This window comes from Streptomyces sp. NPDC020379, assembly GCF_044387105.1.
In the GTDB taxonomy this organism is placed as follows: domain Bacteria; phylum Actinomycetota; class Actinomycetes; order Streptomycetales; family Streptomycetaceae; genus Streptomyces.
The window spans coordinates 85,546-111,076 of record NZ_JBIRVR010000002.1; the positions used below are offsets into that span (position 1 = coordinate 85,546).

Sequence of the window (25,531 nt, forward strand, 5' to 3'; positions counted from 1 at the left end):
GCGGATGCTCCTTATGGTTTGCGCCACCGTTACTACCGTAGGGGCCCGGACACGGCCCGTGGGCGGAATCGGCGGAACCGACGCGTCGGATCGCCGGGCGGGCGGGGCACGCCCGCCCGGCGATCGAACGCGCCCCGGCCCTGCCTTCAGTCCGCGTGGCCCAGCTGGAGGTCCCGCTCCGTGCGGCCGCCGCCCGCGACCTGGAGGACCGTGGCCACCGGGGGATAGCCCGCCGCGATGACCGTGTACTCGCCGGCGGACAGGTCCACGAAGCGGAACGCCCCGTCCGCTCCGGTGGCGGCCGAGTCGACCACATTGCCCGCGGCGTCCAGCAGCGTCACCCGCGCGTCCTCCACGGCCCGGCCGCCGCCCGCCCTGACGACGCCGCGCAGCACCGCGCCGCCGGCCAGCTCGATGTCCTGGCGGGTCTCGCGGCAGGACTGGACCGTCACCGGCAGCGCCGCGGGCCGGAAGGCGGGGGCGCTGGCGGCGAGGGTGTACTCCCCCGCGACCAACTCCGAGATGACATAGCCGCCTTCGCGCCCGGTGCGGGTGGTGGAGACGACCTCGCCGTGCACATTGGTGAGGGTCACCAGCGCGTCGCGCACGGGGTTGCCGTCGGGGGTGAGCACGGTGCCCGCGAGGCGGCCGGCGCCGCCCAGGACCACGTCCAGCTCGATGGGCCGCTCGCCGATGGTGACGGTGACCGCCTGCGGCTGGTGCCCGCCCGCGGCGGCGATGAGGACGTACGAGCCGGTGCCGGGCGTGCTCAGCGCGTACCGCCCGTCCTCCCCGCTCGCGCCGCGCCCGATCTGCTGGCCGCGGACGTCGATGAGCGTGAGCGCGGCGCGCGGCACCGTGGTGCCGTCGGGGTGCTGGACGGTGCCGGTGACGGGGAGGCCCGCGACGAAGTGCGCCGGGCCGTCCGACGGTTCGGCGCGCGCGGAGGGGATGACGGGGGCTTCGGGGGCGTTGTGGGACACCAGGGGTTTCTCTTTCAGCAGGAAGGCGAGCAGGAAACCGAGGACGAGCACCGGTACGAGATAGAGGAAGATCCGCGGCATGGCGTCGGCGTAGGCCCGCACATAGCCGTCGCGGACCGCCTCGGGCAGGGCGCGCACCAGCTGCGGGGTGATCGAGTCGGGTGCGGGCAGCCCGGCGCGGTGGGGCAGTTCCGCGTGCAGCCGGTCGGCGAGGCGGCGGGCGAAGAGCGTGCCGAAGACGGCGGCGCCGACCGAACCGCCGATCTGCCGGAAGTAGTTGTTGGCGCTGGTGGCGGTGCCGAGGTCGGCGGGGTGAACGGAGTTCTGCACGGCGAGGACGAGCACGGGCAGGGCGAGCCCGACGCCGACGCCGAGGATGCCCATCCAGAGGCTGTAGACCGCCCGCGGGGTGTGGGTGTCGAGGTGGGAGAGGTAGTACATGCCCACCGCGGAGACGGCGCCGCCGATGACGGGGAAGGGCTTGCAGCGGCCGGTGCGGCTGATGAGCTGGCCGGTGACGAGGGAGGACAGCACCACCCCGCCCATCATCGGGAGCATCAGCAGCCCGGACTCGGTGGCGTCCGCCTCGTCGACCATCTGGAGGAAGGTCGGCAGATAGCTCGCGGCGCCGAAGAGGCCGACGCCCATGGCCGCGCCGACGATGCCGCAGACATTGAAGACCCGGTCGCGGAAAAGGTGCGGCGGAATGATCGGTTCCGTGACGATGTGCTCGACCACGACGAAGAGCAGGGCGGTGCCGAGGGCGCCCGCCGCGAGCCCGAGGATGACGCGCGAGCGCCACTCGTATTCCGTGCCGCCCCAGGTCGTCAGCAGCACCAGGCAGGTCGAGAAGGCCATGAGCAGCAGCGCGCCGAGGACGTCGAAGCGGCCCCTGCGGAAGCGCACCGGGAGTTTGAGGCCCACGGCGACGACGAGGAAGGTGAGGAGGCCGAAGGGGATGTTGACGTAGAAGCACCAGCGCCAGGAGGCGCGGTCGGTGAAGAAGCCGCCGAGCAGGGGCCCGGCGACGGAGGCGAGGCCGAAGGCGGCGCCGATGACGCCCATGAAACGGCCGCGCTCCCGGGGCGGGACGATATCGGCGATGATCGCCTGGACGCCGATCAGCAGCCCGCCGCCGCCGACGCCCTGCAGGACGCGGAAGGCGATGAGCTGGTTCATGGTGGCGGCGTGCCCGGCGAGCGCGGAGCCCGCGACGAAGACGACGATCGCGAAGAGGAAGACCCCCTTGCGCCCGCAGAGGTCGCCGAGCTTGCCGTAGACCGGCAGGACCGCCGTGGAGCTCAGCAGATAAGCGGTGACGGCCCAGGACATCCGGTCCAGGCCGTGCAGCTCCCCCACGATCTTGGGGAGGGCGGTGGCGACGATGGTCTGGTCGAGCGCGGCGAGGAGGAGCGCGAGCATCAGGCCGACGAAGACGACGCGGACGCGGGCCGGGCCGAGGCGGGCCACGTGGTGCGCGGGGGCCGGGCCGGCCGCGGGGAGGGCGGACGGTGGACCGTCGCCGTGCGCGAGGACCCCGCCCTGGTCCCGCAGGGCCGGGGACGGTGGTCCCTCGCTCTGCACCAAGGTGGTCCCGAATGTGGTCCCGCCCACGTACGACTCCCCTCATCGCGCCTGCATCGCCGCCCTTTTCTCGCATTTGGCAATAACGGCTAGCAAGCGCGGTGATTGACCGGAGAGTGCCCTCTGTGCGGCTTTCGCGCCGGTCGGAGGCATACGAGGCACGGTGGGAGGGTTGGGGAAACCACCCGAAACGGTGAAGCCCGGACCACCCACGGTCCGGGCTTCCACCGACTGTTCTCGCTTTGTTCCAGGGCCGGTTCGGGATCGGCGGCCCCTGCTGCCACGGCTGCGCCGCGGCTACTTCTCCACCTCGGCGGCCAGCTTGGCGAGCACGGCGTCGTAGATGCGGCCGAGACCCTTGGGGGCGAAGGTGCGCTCGAAGAAGCCGCCGATGCCGCCGGCGCCGTTCCACACGGTGGAGACGACGGCCCTGGCCTTGCCCTCGCCGGCGGGGGTGACGGTCCAGGTGGTGACCATCGAGGAGTTGAGGTCCTTCTCGACCAGCTGCCCGGTGGTCGGCTCGGTGACCTCCAGCAGGCAGTCGCGCACGCGCTTGCTGGTGGCCTGGAGCTTCCAGTGCACCTGGGTGCCCTCGCCGTCGCCGCCCTTGCGCACCTCGTACTCGCTGAAGTGCTCGGGCAGCAGCTTGGCGCGGGTGCCGCTGTAGTCGGCGAGCGCGTCGAACACCTCCTCCGGGTCCGCCGCGATGATCCGCTCCGTGGTGGCCTCGACCTGGCCCATGGCTGTCCTCCCGGACGTCGTGCGTTGTCCCTGCGGAGGTCAGCCAACCACCAACGCGACGGGCGCCCAAATCCTCGCGGCCGGGCGCGGCCCACGGCGCCGGAGCGCGGCGCTCACCCCAGGCGCCCGAGCGCCTCCCCCGCGGCCGCGCGGAGGCGGTCGTGGGCCTGGGCGGCCACCAGGGCGTCCTCCGCGCGGCGGTCGCCCAGGACACCGAGGCCCTCGACGCAGGCGCGGGCGATGGGCCAGCAGTGGTCCCGGGCGGCGAGCAGCCGCTCCAGGGTGGCGAGCAGGGCGGGCACGGACTCCGGGGCGCGGAGCTCGGTGAGCAGACGGACGGGGTGCAGGGCGTAGGCGGTGCGTAAGGGATTGGTCGCGAGGGCGGCGGCCGCGCGGGCCGTGCGGGGGTCGCCGAGCCGGGCGAGGACGAAGGCGGCGGTGGCGCACCGCACGGGCTCGCGGTAGTTGAGGAGGAGCACCAGGGTCTCGAAGGCCCGCCGGTCGCCCTCGGCACCCAGCGCGAAGGCGGCGATCTCGCGTGCCCACAGCGGGCGTTCGGGGGCCACCAGGATGGCGGCGAGTTCATCGCGGCGCCCGTCGCGGGAGGTGCGGACGAGCGCGAGGAGGCGCTCGAAGGCCGCGAACTCGGCGGGGCTGACCAGTTCGGCGCGTACCCGCTTCAGCAGGGCGCGAAATTCCTCTTCCATTGCCCGCTCTCCTCCCCGAGTGGCCTGAACCACATCGTAAGTCGCGCGCCCTTCCCCTGGTGCTCTTGGTTACCGTTGAGTTAATCTCCCGGCAAGAGCAGCACCCCTGCTCGGGCGGCCTGGTGACGCAGCCGCCGCGCAGGTGATGTCGGTTCGTCGGTTCGGCACACATCGGTACGGCCCGGCCCCGGGACAGGGCCGGCCGTGAGCTCAACTCCCCTTCCGTGGGCGCTCCTTACCCGTACCCGGAATTCCCACGGCCGTCGCGGGCCGCCACGGTCCGCGCACCCGACCGGCACTCAACCGACGCATCCCCGCGCACGGGGAACACCTTCTGGAGTCTCGCGATGGACCGTATGTCCACCCCTGAGCCTGTCCCCTCCCAGCCGGGTCACTCCGGCCCCGCCCTCCGCACCGTCGCCGTGATCGGTCTCGGCACCATGGGCACCGGCATCGCCGAAGTGCTGGCCCAGGCCGGCCGCGAGGTCGTCGGCATCGACGTCTCCGAGGCGGCCGCCGCGCGCGCCGTCCGCGCTCTGGAGGCCGCGACCGCGCGCGCCGTGCGGCGCGAGCGGATCACCGAGGAGGAGCGGCGGGCCGCGCTGGCCCGCTTCCGCACCTCCCAGGACCTCGCGTCCGCCGCCGGCGCCGACCTGGTGATCGAGGTCGTGCCGGAGGACTACGCCCTCAAGCACGAGGTCTTCACCGCCCTCGACGCGATCGTGCGCCCCGGCACCATCCTGGCGACGGGCACCAACGCGCTGTCCGTGACCCGGCTCGCCGCCGACTCGGCCCGCCCCGAGCGGGTTCTCGGCCTGCACTTCTTCAACCCGGCGCCGGCGATGAAGCTGGTGGAGGTCGTCTCCTCGGTGCTCACCGCGCCCGCGGCCGTCACGGCCGTCACCGAGCTCGCCCGCGAGCTGGGCAAGGAGCCGGTCGCGGTCGGCGACCGGCCCGGATTCGTGGCCGACGGGCTGCTGTTCGGCTATCTCAACCAGGCGGCCGCGATGTACGAGTCGCGCTACGCCACCCGCGAGGACATCGACGCCGCGATGCGGCTGGGCTGCGGCCTGCCGATGGGCCCGCTCGCGCTGCTCGACCTGATCGGCATCGACACCGCCCGCACGGTCCTGGAGGCGATGTACGCCGCCTCCCGCGACCGGCTGCACGCGCCCGCGCCGATCCTCGGCCAGCTCGCCGAGGCGGGGCTGACCGGCCGCAAGTCCGGCCGCGGGTTCTATACGTACGAGGCGCCGGACTCTGCGGTCGTCGTGCCGGACGAACGGACGCCGGGCGGTGTCGCGCAAGGCGGCGCCGAGGTGCGCGAGGTGCGTGCCGTGGGCGTCGCGGGCTCGGGCACGATGGCGAGCGGCATCGCGGAGGTCTTCGCGAAGGCGGGTTACGCCGTGGTCCTCGCGGCCCGGACGGCGGAGAAGGCCGAGGCGGCGAAGGCGCGGATCGCGGGCTCCCTGGCCCGGTCGGTGGAGAAGGGCAGACTGACGCCGGCGGAACGGGACACCGCGCTGGCCGCGATCACCCCGGCGGGCTCGCTGGACGCCTTCGCGGAGGTGGACCTGGCCGTGGAGGCGGTGGCGGAGGAGCTGGCCGTCAAGCAGCAGCTTTTCGCGGCACTGGACAAGGTCTGCAAACCGGGCGCGATCCTGGCCACCACCACCTCGTCGCTGCCCGTGATCGCCTGCGCCCGCGCCACCGGCCGCCCGCGGGAGGTCGTCGGGATGCACTTCTTCAACCCGGCGCCCGCGATGAAGCTGGTGGAGGTGGTGCGTACGGTCCTCACCGGGGACGACGTGCACGCCACCGTCCGGGCCGTGTGCGCCCGCGTCCGCAAGCACCCGGTGGACTGCGGGGACCGTGCGGGCTTCATCGTCAACGCGCTGCTCTTCCCGTATCTCAACAACGCGATCAAGATGGTGCAGGAGCACTACGCGACGCTCGACGACATCGACGCCGCGATGAAGCTGGGCGGCGGCTATCCGATGGGCCCCTTCGAGCTCCTGGACGTGGTCGGCCTCGATGTGTCGCTGGCCATCGAGAAGGTCCTGCACCGCGAGTTCCGCGATCCGGGGCTCGCGCCGGCACCGCTGCTGGAGCACCTGGTCGCGGCGGGGTGCCTGGGCCGCAAGACAGGGCGCGGCTTCCGTGAGTACGCCCGGCGCTGACCGCCCGGTGCGGTGCGACGGCGTGGGGTGGGGCGGACTGCTCGAACCGGCTGCCGGTCCGCCCCGGCACGCCCATACGGACGCGTGTTACGTTCCCCACATGCCCCAGCCCGCCAAGGCCGTCCGCACCCCGCGTCCGTCCGCCGACGCACCCCGAGAGCCGCGTACCGCCGCCGAGAGCGCGGGCAGCCGCCGCGCGGCGGCCCAGCGGCTCACCATGCGCCGCAAACTCGCCGCCGCCGCGATGGAGTTGTTCGCGACCAAGGGTTACGAGGCGACGACCGTCGACGAGATCGCCGCCGCGGCCGGGGTGGCGCGGCGGACCTTCTTCCGCCACTTCCGCTCCAAGGAAGAGGCGATCTTCCCCGACCACGACGACACGCTCGTGCGGGCGGCGGGCGTGCTCGACGCCGCCCCCTCCCACGAGAACCCGCTGGACACCGTCTGCCGGGGGATCAAGGAGGTCATGCGGATGTACGCGGCCTCCCCCGCGGTCTCCGTGGAGCGCTACCGCCTCACCCGCGAGGTGCCGGCCCTGCGGGAGCGCGAGATCGCCTCGGTGGCCCGCTACGAGCGGCTGTTCACCCGCTATCTCCTGGGCCACTTCGACGAGAGCGCCCACCACGTGGGCGACGACGACCCGTTGCTCGCCGAGGTCGCCGCCTCGGCGGTGGTCACCGCGCACAACCACGTGCTGCGGCGCTGGCTGCGCGGCGGCGGCGAGGGCGATGTGGAGACCCAGCTCGACCACGCCTTCGCCATCGTGCGGGAGACCTTCGGCACCGGCATCGGAGCGGGCCGCTCCGCTCAGAGCGCCCCGGCCGCCACGGCGCGGACCGAGGGCGAGGTGCTGGTCACGGTGGCCCGCACCGACGCGCCGCTCGACGAGGTCATGCGCGCCATCGAGAAGGCGCTCAAGAAGAACTGACCCTCCATAACCCGATAGTTCAGGACATTCAGGGCGGCCACCCGGGCAGAGTGGCCGCCCTTCCTTGCTCATACGTGCCTTCCGGATGACATCTGAGAGAAATTGTTGGCACTCGGTGTCTTGTCCCCTGGCACGCGGTGCCACTACCTTGTGGGTGTCCGGGCGGCCGGCGCGCAGGCGTGAACCGTCGTGCGCCGGCTGTCCCCACAAGCACTCCTGTGCGCCCGGACGCCTGCGTCACAGGCCCCCGCGCCACCAGCGCCGCCGCAGCACCCGCCGAACCGACGGCACCGCCTTCCGCACCACCCCCGACGTTCCCTCAAGCCCGTTCCACGACGCGCTTCGCCGGAGGCTCAACAAATGAACCACATTTTGGACGCGATACTCGCTCCGGACAGCTCGGCCGAGGACTTCGCCGCGCTGCCCCTCCCCGAGTCCTACCGCGCGGTGACCGTGCACAAGGACGAGGCGGAGATGTTCGCCGGCCTCAGCAGCCGGGAGAAGGACCCTCGCAAGTCGCTGCACGTCGAGGACGTCCCGGTGCCCGAACTCGGCCCCGGCGAGGCCCTGGTGGCCGTGATGGCCAGCTCGGTGAACTACAACTCCGTCTGGACCTCGATCTTCGAGCCGGTCTCGACCTTCGCCTTCCTGGAGCGCTACGGCAAGCTGTCGCCGCTCGCCCAGCGGCACGACCTGCCGTACCACGTCATCGGCTCCGACCTGGCGGGCGTGGTGCTGCGCACCGGCCCCGGGGTGAACGCCTGGCGGCCGGGCGACGAGGTCGTCGCGCACTGCCTGTCGGTCGAGCTGGAGTCCGCGGACGGCCACAACGACACCATGCTCGACCCCGAGCAGCGGATCTGGGGCTTCGAGACCAACTTCGGCGGCCTGGCCGAGATCGCGCTGGTGAAGTCCAACCAGCTGATGCCCAAGGCGAAGCACCTGACCTGGGAGGAGGCCGCGGCCCCCGGCCTGGTCAACTCCACCGCCTACCGGCAGCTGGTCTCCCGCAACGGCGCCGGGATGAAGCAGGGCGACAACGTCCTGATCTGGGGCGCGAGCGGCGGACTCGGCTCCTACGCCACCCAGTTCGCGCTGGCCGGCGGCGCCACCCCGATCTGTGTGGTCTCCAGCGAGCAGAAGGCCGAGATCTGCCGGCGGATGGGCGCCGAGGCGATCATCAACCGCACCGAGGAGGGCTACCGGTTCTGGAAGGACGAGCAGACCCAGGACCCCCGCGAGTGGAAGCGGCTGGGCAAGCGCATCCGTGAGCTGACCGGCGGCGAGGACGTCGACATCGTCTTCGAGCACCCGGGCCGCGAGACCTTCGGCGCCAGCGTCTATGTCACCCGCAAGGGCGGCACGATCGTCACCTGCGCCTCCACCTCCGGCTACCGCCACGAGTACGACAACCGCTATCTGTGGATGTCGCTCAAGTCGATCGTGGGCTCGCACTTCGCCAACTACCGCGAGGCGTGGGAGGCCAACCGCCTCGTGGCCAAGGGCAAGATCCACCCGACGCTGTCGAAGACCTACACCCTGGCCGAGACCGGGCAGGCGGCGTACGACGTGCACCGCAACCTCCACCAGGGCAAGGTCGGCGTGCTCGCGCTGGCCCCCGAGGCGGGCATGGGCGTGCGCGACCACGAGCTGCGCGAGCAGCACATCGACGCGATCAACCGCTTCAGGAACGTCTGATGACCGGACGTCAGAAGGACCGCCCCTGGCTGATGCGGACGTACGCCGGCCACTCCACGGCCGAGGCGTCCAACGAGCTCTACCGGCGCAACCTCGCCAAGGGCCAGACCGGGCTGTCGGTCGCCTTCGACCTGCCCACGCAGACCGGCTACGACTCCGACCACATCCTCGCGCGCGGTGAGGTCGGCCGGGTCGGGGTGCCGGTCGCCCATCTCGGCGACATGCGGCGGCTGTTCCACGAGATCCCGCTGGACCGGATGAACACCTCCATGACCATCAACGCCACCGCCATGTGGCTGCTGGCGATGTATCAGGTGGTCGCGGAGGAGCAGGGCGCCGACATCACCAGGCTGTCCGGGACGACGCAGAACGACATCGTCAAGGAGTACCTCTCGCGCGGGACGCACGTCTTCCCGCCGGGGCCCAGCCTGCGGCTGACCACCGACATGATCACGTACACGGTCAACAACATCCCGAAGTGGAACCCGATCAACATCTGCAGCTACCACCTGCAGGAGGCGGGGGCCACTCCGGTCCAGGAGATCTCCTACGCGATGTCCACCGCGATCGCCGTGCTCGACGCGGTGTTCGCCTCCGGGCAGGTCCCCGAGGACCGCAAGGGCGAGGTCGTCGCCCGCATCTCCTTCTTCGTGAACGCGGGCGTCCGCTTCATCGAGGAGATGTGCAAGATGCGCGCCTTCGGCCGCATCTGGGAGAAGATCACCCGCGAGCGCTACGGCATCGAGGACCCCAAGCAGCGCCGCTTCCGCTACGGCGTCCAGGTCAACTCCCTGGGCCTGACGGAGGCGCAGCCGGAGAACAACGTCCAGCGCATCGTGCTGGAGATGCTGGCCGTCACCCTCTCCAAGGACGCCCGCGCCCGCGCCGTCCAGCTGCCCGCCTGGAACGAGGCGCTGGGCCTGCCCCGGCCCTGGGACCAGCAGTGGTCGCTGCGCATCCAGCAGGTCCTGGCCCACGAGAGCGACCTGCTGGAGTACGAGGACATCTTCGCCGGGTCGCACGTCATCGAGGCCAAGGTCGACGCCCTGGTCACCGAGTGCCTCACGGAGATCGGCCGGATCGAGGAGATGGGCGGCGCGATGGCCGCCGTCGAGTCCGGCTACCTCAAGTCGGAGCTGGTGTCCTCGCACGCCGAGCGGCGGGCCCGGATCGAGGCCGGCGAGGAGAAGATCGTCGGCGTCAACTGCTTCGAGTCCACCGAGCCCAACCCGCTCACCTCCGACCTCGACACCGCGATCATGACGGTCGACCCGGCCAACGAGGCCCGCGTCGTCGCGGCCCTGCACGCCTGGCGCGACAACCGCGACGAGGCCCGCGCCCAGGAGTCCCTCTCGGCCCTGAAGAAGACGGCCGCCGGCACGGACAACCTGATGGCGGCCACGCTGGAGTGCGTGCGCGCCGGCGTCACGACCGGAGAGTGGGCCTGGGCGCTGCGCGACGTGTTCGGCGAGTTCCGCGCCCCCACGGGCGTGAGCAGCGCCCCCGTGGCGGTGACCGCCGAGGCGGGCACCCCGCTCGCGGCGGTGCGCGCGAAGGTCGCCAGGACCGCCGACGACCTGGGCAGCGGCAAGCTGCGCCTGCTGGTCGGCAAGCCCGGCCTGGACGGCCACTCCAACGGCGCCGAGCAGATCGCCGTACGGGCCCGCGACGCGGGCTTCGAGGTGGTCTACCAGGGCATCCGGCTGACCCCGGAACAGATCGTCTCGGCGGCCGTGGCCGAGGACGTGCACTGCGTCGGCCTGTCGATCCTCTCCGGCTCGCACGCCGAACTGGTGCCCGACGTGCTGACCCGGCTGCGGAGCGCGGGGGCCGACGACCTCCCCGTGATCGTCGGTGGCATCATCCCGTCCGCGGACGCCACCGCCCTGCGGGCGGCGGGTGTCGCGGCAGTCTTCACCCCCAAGGATTTCGGCATCACGGAGATCATCGGCCGTATCGTCGACGAGATCCGGAAAGCGAACCACCTCGACCCTCTGGAGGTCCCCGCATGACAACGCCCCTCAACCGTCTGCGGCCGCGCCGCTCCTGCCTCGCCGTCCCGGGCAGCAACCCGCGCTTCCTGGAGAAGGCCCAGGGCCTCCCCGCCGACCAGGTCTTCCTCGACCTGGAGGACGCCTGCGCCCCGCTGGCGAAGGAGGGCGCCCGGCACACCGTCGTCGACGCGCTCAACAACGGCGACTGGACGGGCAAGACCAGGGTCGTGCGGGTCAACGACTGGACGACGCACTGGACGTACCGCGATGTCATCACGGTCGTGGAGGGCGCGGGCCCCAACCTCGACTGCATCATGCTGCCGAAGGTGCAGGACGCCGAGCAGGTCGTGGCGCTGGACCTGCTGCTGACGCAGATCGAGAAGACGATGGGCTTCGCGGTGGGGCGCATCGGCATCGAGGCGCAGATCGAGAACGCCAAGGGCCTGGTCAACGTGGACGCGATCGCCGCCGCGTCGCCGCGTCTGGAGACCATCATCTTCGGCCCTGCGGACTTCATGGCCTCGATCAACATGAAGTCGCTCGTGGTCGGCCACCAGCCGCCCGGTTACGGCGCCGACGCCTATCACTACATCCTGATGCGCATCCTGATGGCGGCCCGCGCGAACGACCTCCAGGCCATCGACGGCCCCTACCTCCAGATCCGCAACCCCGACGGCTACCGCGAGGTGGCGGGCCGGGCGGCGGCGCTGGGCTTCGACGGCAAGTGGGTGCTCCACCCCGATCAGGTCGAGCTCGCCAACGAGATCTTCTCGCCGTCGCAGGAGGACTACGACCACGCCGAGCTGATCCTGGACGCCTACGACTACTGCACCTCCGAGGCGGGCGGCATGAAAGGCTCGGCGATGCTCGGCGGCGAGATGATCGACGAGGCCAGCCGGAAGATGGCGCTGGTCGTGGCCGGCAAGGGCCGCGCGGCCGGGATGACCCGTACCTCCAAGTTCGAGATCCCGGAGGCATGAGCACGATGCAGTTCGGCCGCACCTTCGAAGAGTTCACCGTCGGCGATGTCTACAAGCACTGGCCCGGCAAGACGGTCACCGAATACGACGACCACCTCTTCTGCCTGCTCACCATGAATCACCACCCTTTGCACATGGACAGCAACTACGCGGAGAAGACGACCGATTTCGGCAAGAACGTCGTGGTCGGCAATTACATCTACTCACTTCTGCTGGGCATGTCGGTGCCGGACGTCTCGGGCAAGGCGATCGCCAATCTGGAGGTCGAGTCGCTGAAGCACATCGCGCCGACCTTCCACGGCGACACGATCTACGGCGAGACCACCGTGCTCGACAAGACGCCGTCGAGGTCCAGGAGCGACCGCGGCATCGTGTATGTCGAGACCAAGGGCTACAAACAGGACGGCACCGTCGTCTGCGTCTTCCGGCGCAAGGTGATGGTCCCCACCGCCATATACACCGAGGAGCGCGGCGGAGAGCAGCCCGGCCGCCCCGAGCCGATCACCCGGGAGAAGTGAGATGGGACGCCTCGCGCAGACCGACGGGCTGACGGACATCCAGCGGGAAATCCTCGCCACCGTCCGTGAATTCGTCGACAAAGAGATCATCCCGGTCGCCACGGAGCTGGAGCACCGTGACGAGTACCCGACGCGCATCGTCGAGGGCCTCAAGGAACTCGGACTGTTCGGCCTGATGATCCCGGAGGAGTACGGCGGACTCGGTGAGTCGCTTCTCACATACGCGCTGTGCGTCGAGGAGATAGCCCGCGGCTGGATGAGCGTCTCGGGCATCGTCAATACACACTTCATCGTCGCCTACATGCTGAAGCAGCACGGCACCCAGGAACAGAAGGACCATTTCCTGCCGAGAATGGCGACCGGCGAGGTCCGGGGCGCGTTCTCGATGTCCGAGCCGGGGCTGGGCTCGGATGTGTCGGCCATCACGTCCAAGGGCGTCCGGGACGGCGCGGACTACGTCCTCAACGGCCAGAAGATGTGGCTGACCAACGGCGGCTCCTCCACGCTGGTCGCGGTGCTCTGCCGGACCGACGAGGGGCATCCCGAGGGCACCGCGCCGCACAAGTCGATGACCACCTTCCTTATCGAGAAGGAGCCCGGCTTCGGCGAGGTCAAGCCGGGGCTGACGATCCCCGGCAAGATCGACAAAATGGGCTACAAGGGCGTCGACACCACCGAATTGATCATGGATGGGCTGCGCGTTCCCGGCAACCGGGTGCTCGGCGGCGTCACCGGCCGGGGTTTTTACCAAATGATGGACGGCGTGGAGGTCGGCCGCGTGAATGTCGCGGCGCGTGGTTGCGGCGTCGCTCAGCGCGCCTTCGAACTGGGCGTCTCCTACGCGCAGCAGCGGCAGACCTTCGGAAAACCCATCGCCCAACATCAGGCCATTCAATTCAAACTGGCCGAAATGGGGACAAAGGTCGAAGCGGCGCATGCGATGATGGTGAATGCGGCACGCAAGAAGGACTCGGGGCAGCGCAACGACCTCGAGGCCGGAATGGCCAAGTACCTCGCTTCCGAGTTCTGCAAGGAAGTGGTCGAGGACGCGTTCCGCATCCATGGCGGCTACGGCTTCTCCAAGGAGTACGAGATCGAACGCCTCTACCGCGAGGCGCCGATGCTGCTCATCGGAGAGGGTACGGCCGAGATCCAGAAAATGATCATTGGTCGTCGGCTACTCGAGGAGTACCGACTCCAGGGATGATTGTCCCGATTGGGAGTGGTTTCACCGAGAAGAAGATCACACCGAGTCATCGGTGTTCGGCCATCGACTGGCCCTGGCGCTTAGCCAGTTGCCTGCCGTACCCGATAGCATCCCCGGAAAGCCGCCGTCCCCCAATCGTTACGCGGCACCACTCCGCTACGAAGGTCACCCATGCCCCACAGCTCTTCCTCTGCACCACGCGACAGCCTTGTCGGTGTACGCCTCGCGCGCGGAGCATCGCCGTGGCTCCTCCCGACCGTCGCCACGGCTGCGGTCAGCCTCACCCGCGCCCGCCGTTCCGGCCGCTGGGCGGCGCTGGCCGTCCCCAGCACCGCGCTCGCGGCGGGCATGCTGTGGTTCTTCCGCGACCCCGATCGCGAGATCGCCGAGGGCCGGGTCATCTCCCCGGCCGACGGCGTGGTCCAGAGCGTCATGCCCTGGAAGGACGGGCGCACCCGCGTCGCGATCTTCATGAGCCCGCTGAACGTCCACGTCAACCGGGCGCCGCTGGCCGGCACCGTGACGTCGGTCGAGCACATCCCCGGTGGATTCGTTCCCGCTTTCAACAAGGAGAGCGAGAACAACGAGCGCGTCGTCTGGCACTTCGACACCGAGCTCGGTGACATCGAGATGGTGCAGATCGCCGGTGCCGTCGCACGGCGTATCGTTCCTTATGTACCGCAGGACACGAAGGTGGAGCAGGGCGAGCGGATCGGTCTGATCCGGTTCGGCTCCCGCGTCGACGTCTATCTCCCCGAGGGGATCGAGGCCGGGGTCGAGGTCGGCCAGCCCACCACAGCAGGGGTGACACGCCTTGACCGTGATTGATCCGGACACACAGGCCGCCTGGGTGCCGGAAGCCGAGCCGGAGGACGAGGTCGACATGCCGCTGTCCACGCGGCTGTCGATAGCGGACACGCTCACTCTCGGTAACGCGATCTGTGGCTTCATGGCGGTGTACTTCACCACCACCGGCGTCCTCATGCCGCACCTCACGGGCAACGAGGACGGCGGCATGGCCCGCCACAGCGCGGCCACGGCCGTGATACTGATGCTCCTCGCATCGGTCTTCGACCTCTTCGACGGGCTCGTCGCGCGGAAGCTGCGCAGCTCGGCGATGGGCGCCGAGCTCGACAACCTCTCCGACCTGATCAGCTTCGGGCTGGCGCCCGCCTACTTCGTGGTCGTCTGGGGCGTCGTCGCCCAGGACGCCCACCAGCGGGTGTCGGCGGTGGCGGCGATCGTGGTGCTGCTCGCGGTGGTACTGCGGCTCGCGCGCTTCTCGTGCGTCCAGCTGCGGGACGGCATCTTCCAGGGGATGCCGAGCCCCTTCGGCGCGCTGACCGTCGTGTCGATCGTGCTGCTGGAGCTGCCGTTCGTCCCGACGCTGCTGGCGATCGTGGGGGTGGCGTGGCTGATGGTGAGCCGCGTCGAGTACCCGAAGCCGCGGGGCCGGCTGGCGGTCGCCATGCTGAGCTGGATCGTGCTGAGCATGGGCCTGCTGGCGGCCTGGGCCTTCGACGCGCCGGGCGGTGAGCTGCTGCTCCAGACCGGCTGCGCGCTCCAGGTCGTCCTGGGCGCGGTCATCCCGCTCTTCGCGACGGCGCGGCGCGTGAACACGTTCCGCGACAACCGCCGCGAGGCACGTGAGGCCGAGGCGGCGCAGCTGCCGTAACGCCGCGCTCACGCAGCGGAATATCTTGTGGGGCCCGGGCGATCCGCCCGGGCCCCACGCTTTTGGGTACCTGTCGGCCCCGCAAAGAGGCGGGGAACCGCGCGACAAGCCCCCACCGGCCCGCGGCCACACAAGGGCTCCCGCCCCCAGGCCCCAAGGGGCCGCAGGCCCCGCAAAGGGGCGCGGGGAACTGCGCGACCGGCCCCCACCGGCCCGCGGCCGGGCGCGGAGCGCAAGAACCCCGGCCCGCAGTCGCGCACGGAGCGCAAGAAGCCCGGCCCCCAGCCGCGCAGGAGCGCGAGAAGCTCGACCTGCGGCCCCGCGCGGAGCGCAAGAGCTCCCCCTACGGGCGCAGCCAAAGACAGCCGGTCAGAGAAAGTCCCTCGCGACCCGCTCCGCCACCCGCTCCAGCAGCGGCCCCGCCAGGGCCATGCACCGCGCGGCGTCCGGCTCCAGCGCCGCGAGAGGATAGGCCCGCTCGATCCCGGCCCCCAGCAGTTCCCCCGCGGAGAGCGAAAGCACCCCGCAGACCGCCACCACCGGCACTCCCCGCCGTCGCGCCGCCGCCGCTACCCCCACCGGTGCCTTGCCGTGGAGCGTCTGCGCGTCCAGGGAGCCCTCCCCCGTGATCACGAGGTCCGCCCGGTCCAGTGCCGCGGCGAAGCCCAGGACGTCGAGCATGACCTCGATGCCGGGGCGGAAGGCGGCGCCCAGCCCGACGAGCGCGCCGTAGCCGAGACCGCCCGCGGCGCCCGCGCCGGGAGCCTCCGCGTACTCGGCGGCCCGGGGGCCGATGGCCTCGGCCAGGACGCGGGCGTAGCGCGCGAGGGCCGCGTCCAGCGCGGCCACGTCGTCCGGGGAGGCGCCCTTCTGCGGCCCGTAGACCGCCGCGGCGCCCTTCGGGCCCGTCAGGGGATTGTCGACATCGCCGGCCAGGGTGACCCGGGTGCGCGCGAGCCGTGGGTCGAGGCCGGAGAGATCGGCCCGCGCGAGCCCGGCCAGCGGGCCGCCGCCGGAGGTCAGCGGCGTGCCGTGCGCGTCCGTGAAGCGCGCGCCCAAGGCGCTCAGCATGCCCGCGCCGCCGTCCGTCGAGGCGCTGCCGCCGACGCCGAGGACGATCGTGGCGGCGCCCGCGTCGAGCGCCGCCCGCAGCAGTTCCCCGGTGCCGTACGTCCCGGCCGTGAGCGGGGCGTACCGTCCGCCGGGCAGGTGCCGCAGGCCCGATGCCTCGGCCATCTCGACCACGGCGGTGTCACCGCGCAGCGCGTACGCGGCCGTGACGGGCTCCCCCAGGGGCCCGGTGACCCGCTCCGTGCGGCGCTCGAAGCCCGCGGCCACGGCGGCGGCCACCGTGCCGTCGCCGCCGTCCGCGACGGGCAGTGCCTCCGTCCGCACACCGGGCACCGCGCGCCGCAGCCCGTCCGCCACGTGCTCGGCGACCTCGACCGCCGTGAGCGAGCCCTTGAACTTGTCCGCGGCGATCAGCACCCGGCGGCCGGACGCGCCCGAGCCCCCCGCCGTCGCCCCCGCGGCCGTCGCGTCTGTCATCCCGCCGTCCCCTCGCCGGTCCGGGCCCGCGCCGCACAACGAGCACGGGCCGTCGCGCCGCGACCCTACCCGGGGGATTGCGTGTTGCCCATGCCTGTGGACGGCGTGCCAGGCAGCCCATTTCAGTGCATCCCGGCCATAGTGGGGCGACATGAGCACCGACGCATACGAGTCGCCCGACCCGGCCCCCTCCTCCCCGGCCGCCTCCGGTCCGCCGGCGGACGACTCCCCCGACCGCACCATCGTCGTGATCGGCGGCGCCGCCGTCCTCGCGGTGGTGGCGTGGGCGGCGCTGGCCAAGCACTCCTTCGACCGGGTGACGTCGGCCGCGCTGAACTGGGTGCTGTCCAATTTCGCCTGGCTGTTCGTCATCGCGGCCGACGTGTTCCTCGCCCTGTGCGTGGTGATCGCGTTCAGCCGCTTCGGGCGGATCCGGCTGGGCCGGGACGACGACCAGCCGGAGTTCAGCAATCTCGCGTGGATCGCCATGATGTTCAGCGCGGGCATGGGCATCGGCCTCATGTTCTACGGCGTGGGGGAACCGCTGCTGCACTTCGTCTCCCCGCCCCCCGGCAGCGGCGTCACCGCCAACTCGCCCGCCGCGGCCCGTACGGCGCTGGAGTACTCCTTCTTCCACTGGACCCTGCACCCGTGGGCGATCTACGGCATGTCCGGCCTCGCCCTCGCCTACGCGGGCTTCCGCAAGGGCCGTGGCAACCGGCTGAGCTCGGCCTTCGTCCCGCTGCTCGGCGAGGAGCGGGCGGCGGGCTGGCCCGGTCGGGCGATCGACCTGCTCGCGGTCTTCGCGACCGTGTTCGGCACGGCGACCAGCCTCGGGCTGGGCGCGCTCCAGGTGTCCAAGGGCCTCAACATCACCACCGGCGTCAAGGACACCACCACCCTCGAACTGATCATCATCGGCGCGCTGTCGGCGGCCTTCGTACTGTCGGCCTTCTCCGGCCTGCACAAGGGCGTCAAGTGGCTGAGCACGCTCAACATCGTGCTCGCCGCGTGTCTGATGCTGTTCGTGTTCGTCCTCGGCCCGACCGTCTTCGTCCTCAACACCATCCCGGCGGCCGCCGGCGGCTATCTGCACGACCTGCTGAACCTCGCGACGCGCACGGGGGCGTTCACCGACTCGGCGTGGCTGGGCGCGTGGACGATCTTCTACTGGGCGTGGTGGCTGTCCTGGGCGCCCTTCGTGGGGACGTTCATCGCCCGCATCTCGCACGGCCGGACCATCCGGGAGTTCCTGATCGGGGTCCTGCTGGTGCCCAGCGGGGCGACGGTGGTGTGGTTCTGCGTGATGGGCGGGAGCGCGCTGCGCCTGGACATGACGGGCACGGCGGACATGGCCGGGACGGTCAAGGAGGGGGCGGAGGCGTCGCTGTTCGCGCTGCTGGACACCCTGCCGCTGGACGTGCTCACCTCGTGGATCGCGATGGCGCTGGTGATGACGTACTTCATCACCAGCGCCGATTCCGCGTCCCTGGTGATGGGTTCGCTCTCCAGCCGGGGCGCGCTGCACCCCCGCACCTGGCTGGTGGTGACGTGGGGCGTGCTGATGGCCGCGGTCGCGGCGGTCCTGCTGGTGGCGGGCGGCCTGAAGTCGCTCCAGTCGGCGACGATCCTGGTCGCCCTGCCCTTCGTCCTGGTGATGCTGGCGCTGTGCTGGTCCCTCGTACGGGAATTGCGCGAGGACCCGGGCGCGGGCCCGGCCCGGCACCACCCGCTGCACGGGCTGCGGGACGCGATGCGCACGATGATCGGCGAGGCGATCACGGAACAGGGACCGGTCCGCCACCCCCGCCTGCGCCGCGTCGCGGAGAGCGCCCGCGACCGCGAGGACGGCGACAAGGGCGGCGGGGCCGGGGGCGCTTAGGCCGCGCCCCGCGGCTGCCTCTCCTCGCGCGCCAGCGCCTTCTTGTGCCCGGCGTCGAGCACGGCGACGACGGCGAACGTCACGAGCACGACCGCCACGGCCCCGACGTAACACCAGGGGGCGGACAGGTAGTTCACCGCGATCATCAGCGACGGCTCCTTGGCCGTGAACAGCCGGAAGAAGAGGGCGGCCGCCCCCTCCCAGAATCCCGCTATGAACACCAGGAGCATTCCCAGCCGGTACCAGGCCTCATTCATGGCCGCCTCCGGATCGCATCGTTCCGTCACGTGGACCTACGTTACGACCGTATCAACCATCGGGGAGGGAATTCCATGCATTCATGAGGCAATATCCCTTTTCATCACACATTCCAGCAGGAGTACGCTCCATGCATGCGTGACGAAAAGAAGGCCGTCGGCTGCCGGGTGTGCGGCGCCCCGCTGCCCCGGGCGAGCCGAGGCCGCCCGCCCGCGTACTGCTCGCGCGGCTGCCAGGCCAAGGCGTACCGGCAGCGGAAGAGGCCACCGGTGGCGGCGCCCCGGACTCCCGCCGGGCCGGGCGGCGCGCGCGCCCGCAGGCGCCGCGAGATCGCCGAGGCCGTCTGGCGGATCGCGGCCGGGCGCGGGCTCCACGAGGCGAGCACGCGGGAGATCGCCGCCGAGGCGGGCGTGTCACCGCGGGTCGTGCAGTACCACTTCGCCGGCAAGCACGACCTCCTCGTCTCCGCGCTCCGGATGCTGCACGAGGAGAACGAGCGCAGCGCCCGGACCCGTGTCGAGGCGCTGCGGTGCCCGGACGACCCCCGTGCGCTGCTGCGGGCGATCCTGGACGAGTTCCTGCCGCTGGACGAGCAACGCCGCATGTCCTTGCGGGTGTTCGCCGCCTATTACGCGCGCAGCCTCACCGACCCCGGGCTCGCCGCGGTCTTCCTGCACGGCGGACAGCCCCTGGAGGAGCTCGTCGCGGCGATCCTGCGCGGAGCGCGGGAGGCCGGCAGGGCGGCCCCGGACATCGACCCCTCGCGGGAGGCGGACCTCCTGGTCTCGGGCATCACCGGCCTGGGCATGGACATCGTCCACGCCCGCCGCACGCCGGAGTCGGTGAGCGAGGTGGTGGACTACCACCTGAACCGGCTGCTGCCCGTGGAAACCCCGGGCACCTAGACCGTCTTGACCGCGCCCCCGTCGATCATCAGCTCCGCGCCCATGATGCTGCGGGCATGGTCGGAGAGCAGGAAGGCGACCAGGGACGCCACCTCCTCGGGTTCGGTCATGCGGTTCGTCGTCATGCCGATCATCTGCGGGACCTGCTCCAGGAAGGCCGGCAGGTCCGTGCCCGCCGCCTTGGCGAGGTGGTCGCCGAAGCCGTTCTCGGCCTCCCACAGCGGGGTGCGGACCGGGCCGGGAGAGACCGTGTTCACGCGCACTCCGCGCGGGCCGAACTCCTCGGCCAGGGACTTGCCCAGAGCGTTCAGCGCGGCCTTGGCGGTGGTGTAGTCGACCGGTCCGCTGGAGGGCACGCGGGCGCCCATGGAGGAGATGTTGACGACGGCGCCGCCCCGCTCCAGCAGGTCCGGCAGGGCGGCGCGGGTGACGCGTACGGCGCTGAAGAAGTTGATGCCGAAGGTGGCGTCCCACGCCTCGTCGCCGGTGGCGAGGAAGCCCTCGACGGAGTAGGTGTCACCGCCGCCGACCCCGTTGACCAGCAGGTCGATGCCGCCCAGCTCGGCACGCGCCGCTTCCACCGCGTGGGCCGCGCCCGCCGCGGTGGCGAGGTCGGCCGTCACGGCGGCCGCGCCGCTCGCGGCCAGCTCGTCCGTGACCGTACGGGCCACGCCGACGGTCCGCACGCCCTCGGCGACGAGCCGGCGGACGGTGGCGAGGCCGATGCCCCGGCTCGCGCCGGTGACGAGGGCGGTCTTGCCGGTGAGGTGGAGGTCCATGGGAAGCTCTTTTCTTTACCTGGAGGTACAGAAACAAGGCAGGGGTGAGCCCGGCGAACCGGGCGGGGTGGTTCAGAGGGGGCCGAGCACTCCGTCGATCACCCGGCGCAGCCGCTCCGGGCCGTCGGCGGTACGGGCGATGACGCGCATACCGATCACGGTCGCCAGCAGGAGGCTCGCGGTGGCCCGGACGTCGAGGCGGCCGTCGATCTCGCCGGAGCGCTGCCCCTCTTCGAGCGCCGCACGGAAGGCCGCCTCGGTGCGCTCGAACATGCGGCGCACGAGCTCGGTGGCCTCCTGGTCCACGCCGCCGAGCTCGGTGGCGGTGTTGACGCCGAAGCAGCCGCGCCGGCCGGGGTCGCCGAGGTCGATCTCGATGAGGGCCTCGAGCCCGGCCCGCAGCCGGTCCCGCACGGAGCCGGGCCCGCCGAGCAGTTCGACGAGGGCGGCCGCCTGTGTGTCGCGGTAGCGCTCCAACGCACGGGTGAACAGGGCGTGCTTGCTGCCGAAGGAGTGGTAGAGGCTGCCCTTGCCGATGCCGGTCTCGTCGACGAGGTCCTGCGGCGTGGTCGCCCCGTAGCCCTTGCGCCAGAAGACGTCCATGGCCTGGTCGATCGCCATGTCCGGATCGAACTGCTTCGGTCTGCCCATGCGTTGAAGACTAAGCCGTTCTTGACCTGAGGGTCAAGAACGGGTCGTGAGAAATTCCGGCGCTACCAGTGGCGGCCCTCGGGGAGTCCCGACAGGTGCGGGGCGGACAGGTGCAGCACTTCGTACCGCTCGGTGGCGTCCTCGGCCTCGGGTACGCCGCGCTCCCAGAGGACGAAGCGCATCAGCTGCCAGTGCCGGGGGTCGACCGCCAGCGCGGCGGTGTGCACGCCGTCGCGCCGTGCCAGCGCGCGCAGTTCGCCGGTCTCGCGGCGGACGAGTTCGGTGAGGCCCATGGGGTCGGCGTCGGCGGGGACAGGGGTCAGGCGGCGGGAGGCGGCCTTCGGCGTCGTGGCACGGGCCGGGCCCGCCTCCGTGGCGACGCCCGCCCAGTGCTGGACGGCCGGCCGGCCGAAGTCGCGGATGATTCCCTGGAAACCGCCCCCGCCGACGAGGAAGGCGCTCATCGCGCCGGTGTCGTTCCAGAGATAGAAGGGGGCGTACTGGTTGACGGGAGAGCCGTTCACGCCGCGCTCGCGAATGACGTACGCCTTCAGGCCGAGCCCGGCCCGGTCGTCGAGGGTGTGGCCGAAGTCGGCCACGCGCTCGCGGATGACGCGCATGTCGTAGTCGGCGGGCAGGGTGATCTCGTACTGCTGGGCGTGCATGCGGACCGGTGTCTTCCTGGCGGCGTCGGGGCTGATGGCGTCCGGGCCGATGGCGCCCGGGTTTCTCACCGGGTGGCGGCGTGACCGGCCAGGAGGCCGAGCACGCCGCCCACGGCCTGCTGGAACGGCTCCACCGAATGGGCCGCGCGGGCCAGGATGTAGCCGCCCTGGAGCACGGCGACGACGGCGGAGGCGGTGGCGGCGGGGTCCAGCGCCGCGTCCAGTTCGCCACGGTCGCGGCCCTCGGCGAGGATCCCGGCGAGGCGGCCGCGCAGCCAGTCGAAGGTCTCGTCGACCGGACCGCGCAGCGTCCCGTCGGCCATCACCTCCGGATCCTGCGTCAGCCGGCCGACGGGGCAGCCCTTGAGGACATCTCGCTCGCGCAGCAGATACGCGGTGATCCGCTCCAGCGCCGTGCCCGGGGCGGAGAACTGTTCCTCCGCCTTGGCCCGCATCTCCTCCGCGGTGCGCCGGATCGCGGCGAGCGCCAGATCCGGCTTGCCCGCGAAGTGGTGGTACATGCTCCCCTGCCCGGCGCCCGCCCGCTGCTGGATGGCCTTGGGGCTGGTGCCGACGTATCCGCGCTCCCAAAGGAGCTCACGGGTGCTCTCGATCAGGCGTTCCGAGGTGCTCATGCGGCGAGTGTACATACCAGTAGGTACAGAGGAGAAGGAGTGAGCGGCCCGCCGACGGTCGACGGGCCGCTCGGGGTGTCCGGCGGTCAGGAGGGCTGGCAGACCCCGAAGACCCTGAGGGTGACGTCGCTGGGGCTGACGCTGTTCACTCCCAGCAGGTAGCGGTTCTCCGCCACGAGGGGGTATTCAGCGACCTTCTCCAACGCCCCCGCCCAGGTGCCGACCTGGGCGTACCCGCCGCCGACGATCCGCGTGCCGGAGGGGCACACCGGGCTCTTCAGCACCTGCTCACGGGCGAGGGAGGCGACGGTGAACTCCTGTTGGACGATGCGCGGCGGACCGCCGCCGCCGGGCCCGCCTCTGGGACCGGCGGGACCTACGGGGCCCTGTGGGCCCACGGGTCCGGCCGGGCCCTGTGAGCCCGCGGGTCCGCTGACGCCTCGCGGGCCGGCGGGGCCGGCCGCCCCGGAAGGTCCCGCGGGGCCCCTCGCTCCGGGGTCCCCCTTGTTGCCTTTCGGGCCCATCGGGCCGGTCGGGCCCGATGGGCCCGCGGCACCGGCCGGGCCGACGGGCCCCTGGCGGCCCGAGGGACCGGCGGGTCCGGTGGGCCCGGCCGGCCCTGCCGGGCCCGTGGGGCCGGTGGCTCCCGTAGCGCCCGTGCCGCCTGTGGCACCCGTGTCGCCCCGGTCTCCCCGAGGGCCGGGAGGGCCGCCGGGTCCGGCCGGTCCCGCGGCTCCGGCGGGACCCGCGGGTCCAGCGGGTCCGGCCGGTCCCGGCCTCCCGGTGGAGCCGGACGACCCGGCGGGGCCGACGGGACCGCTGGGACCCGTGGGCCCGGCGGGTCCGGTGTCACCGGGCTCGCCCCTGTCACCCTTGGGCCCGGCCGGACCGACAGGACCCCCTGGGTCTCCCCTGTCGCCTTTGGGCCCGGCCGGGCCGGGCTCGCCCCTGTCGCCCTTGGACCCGGCGGGACCGACAGGACCTCCGGGGTCCCCCTTGTCACCTTTCGGCCCGGCGGGGCCGATGACACCGTCAGCTCCCGCATCGCCCTTGGGCCCGGCGGGGCCGGCCGGGCCTGCGGGGCCCTTCGCTCCCGCCGGTCCCGCGGGCCCCACACGCCCCGGGTCACCCTTGGGCCCGGAAGGCCCTGCGGGACCGGTCGGCCCTACGGCGCCGAGGTCGCCTCTGAGGCCGGTCGCGCCCACGTCACCCCTGTCGCCCTTGTCGCCCCTGTCACCCTTGCTGCCTTTGGGGCCCTTCGGGCCCGCGGGGCCCGTCGGACCGATGGCCCCGGCCGGACCGGTCGCACCCTGCGGACCGACAGCACCCGTGCCACCCTTCAGGCCCGCGGGCCCCGCCGCACCCGGCCTGCCCTGCGGCCCGACCCGCCCCGGATCCCCCTTGGGCCCCTTCGGCCCCACCGGACCGGTATCCCCCTTCGGCCCTTTCGGTCCCTTCGGGCCCTTCGGGCCTGCCGGGCCCACCGGTCCCCGGTCCCCCTTGTCACCCTTGGGCCCCCTCGGGCCCCGAACGGGACGCCGGGAATCGTGGCGGCCGTCGCCGCACACCGGCACCGAGCCGTACGCGTGGACGTAGCGCGCGCTCATCCAGCCACCGCCCCGGATGAGCCTGTACCACGAGCGATCCCCCCGGACGTCCTCACCGACGGCCCTGCACTCGATACGGACGCGCTCCCCGGGGCCGTATGTGGCGACGACCGGCATGGCGGTCGTCGGCCCCTTCCGCACATGCTGCCCCGCCCCGGCGATCACCTCTCCGGGAACCCCGTCGTCACGGCCTCGCGCGACCGCGGACAGCACACCGCCCGCCGACGTGCAGAGCGCGAACATCACCCCCAATGTGACGGCGCCGCCACCCGCCACAAAGGCGCCGACCCGCCTCCTCTTTAGCGACATATCGCTCCTATCACCCTCAGAAACCTGGAGTCGCACAGGAACACAGCCGCAGCAACGGATCGCCGGGACAAGCCCGCGCCTTGACCCGTATGCGGGCACCGCACCACCCGAGGGAGGGAAGGTATGTCATACAACACGACCCCGTAAGGGTGATGGGCCTGAATATCGACAAATCTCCAGTGGGGGCGATCCCTTCTCGTCGCCGGTCGAATATCGACACATCCACAGAATGGCGCCCATGAAGGTGTGTCCACCGGTTCACTCAAAGCCGTCGCCCGCGCGAGGTGTCGCTGCGTACGCTCGCGCCATGAGCGGCGGCGAGGCGATGTCCGGGGCGCGGCGGCCCCTGGTGGTGGTCATGAGCGGGGCCGGGATCTCCACGGACTCCGGGATCCCCGACTACCGCGGGCCCAACGGGCTGTGGCGGCGCGATCCGGAGGCCGAGAAGCTCGTCACGTACGAGTTCTCCATGGCGGATCCCGAGATCCGGCGGCGCGCGTGGCGGATGCGGCGCGAGGGGCCCGCACTGCGGGCGCGGCCGAACGTGGCGCACGAGGCGGTGGTGCGGCTGGAGCGGTCCGGTACGCCGGTGCGCGTGATCACCCAGAACGTCGACGGGCTGCACCAGTTGGCGGGGATGCCGGAGCGGAAGGTCCTCGAACTGCACGGCTCCGCGCGGTCGGTGCGGTGCACGCGATGCAAGGCCCGGTCGGGCATGGAGGAGGCGCTGGAGCGGGTGGCCGCAGGCGATCCGGACCCGGCATGCGAGGCGTGCGGGGGCATTCTGAAGTCGGCGACGGTGATGTTCGGCGAGGGGCTGGACCCGGCAGTGCTGGGCGAGGCGGTGGCCGTGACCAAGGCGTGCGACATCTTCATCGCCGTGGGCACGAGCCTCCAGGTGCACCCCGCCGCGGCACTCGCGGGGCTGGCCGCCGATCACGGCGCGCGGCTGGTCATCGTCAACGCGGAGCCGACGCCGTACGACGACCGGGCGCAGGAGCTGCTGCGCGAGCCGATCGGGACGTCGCTGCCGAAGCTGCTGGAACGGATCGCCGCGGGCTGAGCGCGGACCATGTCAAGGAAGGGTTGACAAGCGA

General features: G+C 71.8%; 22 protein-coding genes. 12 read left to right on the forward strand and 10 right to left on the reverse strand.

Going from position 1 to position 25,531, the window contains the following annotated elements; translation table 11 throughout:
* Positions 1-146 precede the first annotated feature (146 nt).
* The 3 genes from ACH427_RS02890 to ACH427_RS02900 all read right to left on the reverse strand — a co-directional run bounded on the left by ACH427_RS02890 (position 147) and on the right by ACH427_RS02900 (position 4,015).
* Positions 147-2,597 (reverse strand): MFS transporter, encoded by a 2,451-nt coding sequence (locus ACH427_RS02890; protein ID WP_398867574.1) that lies wholly within the window; start codon positions 2,595-2,597, stop codon positions 147-149.
* A gap of 267 nt (positions 2,598-2,864) precedes the next feature.
* Entirely contained in the window at positions 2,865-3,308 is a 444-nt protein-coding gene (locus tag ACH427_RS02895) for an SRPBCC family protein (RefSeq protein ID WP_398867575.1), read from the reverse strand.
* A 113-nt stretch (positions 3,309-3,421) separates the two neighbouring features.
* Positions 3,422-4,015 (reverse strand): HEAT repeat domain-containing protein, encoded by a 594-nt coding sequence (locus ACH427_RS02900; RefSeq protein WP_398867576.1) that lies wholly within the window; start codon positions 4,013-4,015, stop codon positions 3,422-3,424.
* Positions 4,016-4,362: 347 nt separating this feature from the next.
* On the opposite strand from ACH427_RS02900, the gene ACH427_RS02905 reads away from it, so the two are divergent.
* From ACH427_RS02905 to pssA, 9 genes are all read left to right on the forward strand, one after another.
* Positions 4,363-6,195 carry a 3-hydroxyacyl-CoA dehydrogenase family protein gene (locus tag ACH427_RS02905; RefSeq protein ID WP_398867577.1) on the forward strand — a complete coding sequence of 611 codons (1,833 nt, stop codon included), beginning with the start codon at positions 4,363-4,365 and terminating at the stop codon, positions 6,193-6,195.
* Positions 6,196-6,295: 100 nt separating this feature from the next.
* Complete coding sequence (locus ACH427_RS02910) at positions 6,296-7,123, forward strand: TetR family transcriptional regulator (RefSeq protein WP_398867578.1); 828 nt, start codon at positions 6,296-6,298, stop codon at positions 7,121-7,123.
* A 360-nt stretch (positions 7,124-7,483) separates the two neighbouring features.
* Entirely contained in the window at positions 7,484-8,821 is a 1,338-nt protein-coding gene (gene ccrA / locus ACH427_RS02915; protein ID WP_398867579.1) for a crotonyl-CoA carboxylase/reductase, read from the forward strand.
* Entirely contained in the window at positions 8,821-10,833 is a 2,013-nt protein-coding gene (locus tag ACH427_RS02920; RefSeq protein WP_398867580.1) for a protein meaA, read from the forward strand. Before ccrA ends, ACH427_RS02920 begins: the two co-directional genes overlap by 1 nt.
* Positions 10,830-11,795, forward strand: coding sequence for an HpcH/HpaI aldolase/citrate lyase family protein (locus tag ACH427_RS02925; RefSeq protein ID WP_398867581.1), 966 nt, complete (start codon positions 10,830-10,832; stop codon positions 11,793-11,795). The genes ACH427_RS02920 and ACH427_RS02925 overlap by 4 nt, the downstream gene beginning before the upstream one ends.
* Positions 11,796-11,800: 5 nt before the next feature.
* A complete protein-coding gene (locus tag ACH427_RS02930) occupies positions 11,801-12,313 on the forward strand; it encodes a MaoC family dehydratase (RefSeq protein WP_398867946.1) in 513 nt (170 codons plus the stop codon).
* Position 12,314: 1 nt separating this feature from the next.
* A complete protein-coding gene (locus ACH427_RS02935; RefSeq protein WP_398867582.1) occupies positions 12,315-13,520 on the forward strand; it encodes an acyl-CoA dehydrogenase family protein in 1,206 nt (401 codons plus the stop codon).
* Between the two features lie 171 nt (positions 13,521-13,691).
* Complete coding sequence (locus tag ACH427_RS02940; protein WP_398867583.1) at positions 13,692-14,348, forward strand: phosphatidylserine decarboxylase; 657 nt, start codon at positions 13,692-13,694, stop codon at positions 14,346-14,348.
* A complete protein-coding gene (gene pssA, locus ACH427_RS02945) occupies positions 14,335-15,195 on the forward strand; it encodes a CDP-diacylglycerol--serine O-phosphatidyltransferase (RefSeq protein ID WP_398867584.1) in 861 nt (286 codons plus the stop codon). The genes ACH427_RS02940 and pssA overlap by 14 nt, the downstream gene beginning before the upstream one ends.
* 369 nt (positions 15,196-15,564) lie before the next feature.
* Here the strand turns inward: pssA and ACH427_RS02950 are convergent, their stop codons facing one another.
* Positions 15,565-16,743: a glycerate kinase gene (locus tag ACH427_RS02950; RefSeq protein WP_398867585.1), complete on the reverse strand. Its 1,179-nt coding sequence runs from the start codon at positions 16,741-16,743 to the stop codon at positions 15,565-15,567.
* Positions 16,744-16,894: 151 nt separating this feature from the next.
* Here ACH427_RS02950 and ACH427_RS02955 point away from each other — a divergent pair, with 151 nt between their 5' ends.
* Positions 16,895-18,625: a BCCT family transporter gene (locus tag ACH427_RS02955; protein ID WP_398867586.1), complete on the forward strand. Its 1,731-nt coding sequence runs from the start codon at positions 16,895-16,897 to the stop codon at positions 18,623-18,625.
* Here ACH427_RS02955 and ACH427_RS02960 read toward each other — a convergent pair.
* Entirely contained in the window at positions 18,622-18,882 is a 261-nt protein-coding gene (locus tag ACH427_RS02960) for a hypothetical protein (RefSeq protein ID WP_398867587.1), read from the reverse strand. The two genes, ACH427_RS02955 and ACH427_RS02960, sit on opposite strands and share 4 nt — an antisense overlap.
* Positions 18,883-19,017: 135 nt before the next feature.
* Between ACH427_RS02960 and ACH427_RS02965 the strand changes: the two genes are divergently transcribed.
* On the forward strand, positions 19,018-19,788 hold the full coding sequence (locus ACH427_RS02965) for a TetR/AcrR family transcriptional regulator (RefSeq protein WP_398867588.1): 771 nt from the start codon (positions 19,018-19,020) through the stop codon (positions 19,786-19,788).
* On the opposite strand, the gene ACH427_RS02970 is transcribed toward ACH427_RS02965, so the two are convergent.
* The 5 genes from ACH427_RS02970 to ACH427_RS02990 form a co-directional block, all read right to left on the reverse strand.
* The gene (locus tag ACH427_RS02970; RefSeq protein ID WP_398867589.1) at positions 19,785-20,567 is read right to left on the reverse strand and encodes an oxidoreductase; all 783 of its coding nucleotides are present in this window, start codon (positions 20,565-20,567) and stop codon (positions 19,785-19,787) included. The genes ACH427_RS02965 and ACH427_RS02970 overlap by 4 nt on opposite strands.
* A 72-nt stretch (positions 20,568-20,639) precedes the next feature.
* Positions 20,640-21,218: a TetR/AcrR family transcriptional regulator gene (locus ACH427_RS02975; protein ID WP_398867590.1), complete on the reverse strand. Its 579-nt coding sequence runs from the start codon at positions 21,216-21,218 to the stop codon at positions 20,640-20,642.
* Between the two features lie 62 nt (positions 21,219-21,280).
* A complete protein-coding gene (locus ACH427_RS02980; protein WP_398867947.1) occupies positions 21,281-21,883 on the reverse strand; it encodes a DUF4865 family protein in 603 nt (200 codons plus the stop codon).
* 65 nt (positions 21,884-21,948) lie between these two features.
* Positions 21,949-22,518 carry a TetR/AcrR family transcriptional regulator gene (locus ACH427_RS02985; RefSeq protein WP_398867591.1) on the reverse strand — a complete coding sequence of 190 codons (570 nt, stop codon included), beginning with the start codon at positions 22,516-22,518 and terminating at the stop codon, positions 21,949-21,951.
* 86 nt (positions 22,519-22,604) lie between these two features.
* On the reverse strand, positions 22,605-22,916 hold the full coding sequence (locus ACH427_RS02990) for a hypothetical protein (RefSeq protein WP_398867592.1): 312 nt from the start codon (positions 22,914-22,916) through the stop codon (positions 22,605-22,607).
* Positions 22,917-24,741: 1,825 nt separating this feature from the next.
* Between ACH427_RS02990 and ACH427_RS02995 the strand changes: the two genes are divergently transcribed.
* A complete protein-coding gene (locus tag ACH427_RS02995; RefSeq protein ID WP_398867593.1) occupies positions 24,742-25,497 on the forward strand; it encodes an SIR2 family NAD-dependent protein deacylase in 756 nt (251 codons plus the stop codon).
* The last annotated feature ends 34 nt before the right edge of the window (positions 25,498-25,531 follow it).

Bases quoted from the DNA above. Each gene is read 5' to 3' on its own strand.
- ACH427_RS02970 (WP_398867589.1), bottom strand. From the start codon at position 20,567: ATGGACCTCCACCTCACCGGCAAGACCGCCCTCGTCACCGGCGCGAGC.
- ACH427_RS02960 (WP_398867587.1), bottom strand. From the start codon at position 18,882: ATGAATGAGGCCTGGTACCGGCTGGGAATGCTCCTGGTGTTCATAGCG.
- ACH427_RS02995 (WP_398867593.1), top strand. From the start codon at position 24,742: ATGAGCGGCGGCGAGGCGATGTCCGGGGCGCGGCGGCCCCTGGTGGTG.
- ACH427_RS02905 (WP_398867577.1), top strand. From the start codon at position 4,363: ATGGACCGTATGTCCACCCCTGAGCCTGTCCCCTCCCAGCCGGGTCAC.
- ACH427_RS02950 (WP_398867585.1), bottom strand. From the start codon at position 16,743: ATGACAGACGCGACGGCCGCGGGGGCGACGGCGGGGGGCTCGGGCGCG.
- ACH427_RS02955 (WP_398867586.1), top strand. From the start codon at position 16,895: ATGAGCACCGACGCATACGAGTCGCCCGACCCGGCCCCCTCCTCCCCG.
- ACH427_RS02925 (WP_398867581.1), top strand. From the start codon at position 10,830: ATGACAACGCCCCTCAACCGTCTGCGGCCGCGCCGCTCCTGCCTCGCC.
- ACH427_RS02900 (WP_398867576.1), bottom strand. From the start codon at position 4,015: ATGGAAGAGGAATTTCGCGCCCTGCTGAAGCGGGTACGCGCCGAACTG.
- ACH427_RS02920 (WP_398867580.1), top strand. From the start codon at position 8,821: ATGACCGGACGTCAGAAGGACCGCCCCTGGCTGATGCGGACGTACGCC.
- ACH427_RS02985 (WP_398867591.1), bottom strand. From the start codon at position 22,518: ATGAGCACCTCGGAACGCCTGATCGAGAGCACCCGTGAGCTCCTTTGG.
- ACH427_RS02965 (WP_398867588.1), top strand. From the start codon at position 19,018: ATGCGTGACGAAAAGAAGGCCGTCGGCTGCCGGGTGTGCGGCGCCCCG.
- ACH427_RS02940 (WP_398867583.1), top strand. From the start codon at position 13,692: ATGCCCCACAGCTCTTCCTCTGCACCACGCGACAGCCTTGTCGGTGTA.
- ACH427_RS02980 (WP_398867947.1), bottom strand. From the start codon at position 21,883: ATGCACGCCCAGCAGTACGAGATCACCCTGCCCGCCGACTACGACATG.
- ACH427_RS02935 (WP_398867582.1), top strand. From the start codon at position 12,315: ATGGGACGCCTCGCGCAGACCGACGGGCTGACGGACATCCAGCGGGAA.
- ccrA (WP_398867579.1), top strand. From the start codon at position 7,484: ATGAACCACATTTTGGACGCGATACTCGCTCCGGACAGCTCGGCCGAG.
- ACH427_RS02895 (WP_398867575.1), bottom strand. From the start codon at position 3,308: ATGGGCCAGGTCGAGGCCACCACGGAGCGGATCATCGCGGCGGACCCG.
- ACH427_RS02930 (WP_398867946.1), top strand. From the start codon at position 11,801: ATGCAGTTCGGCCGCACCTTCGAAGAGTTCACCGTCGGCGATGTCTAC.
- ACH427_RS02910 (WP_398867578.1), top strand. From the start codon at position 6,296: ATGCCCCAGCCCGCCAAGGCCGTCCGCACCCCGCGTCCGTCCGCCGAC.
- ACH427_RS02975 (WP_398867590.1), bottom strand. From the start codon at position 21,218: ATGGGCAGACCGAAGCAGTTCGATCCGGACATGGCGATCGACCAGGCC.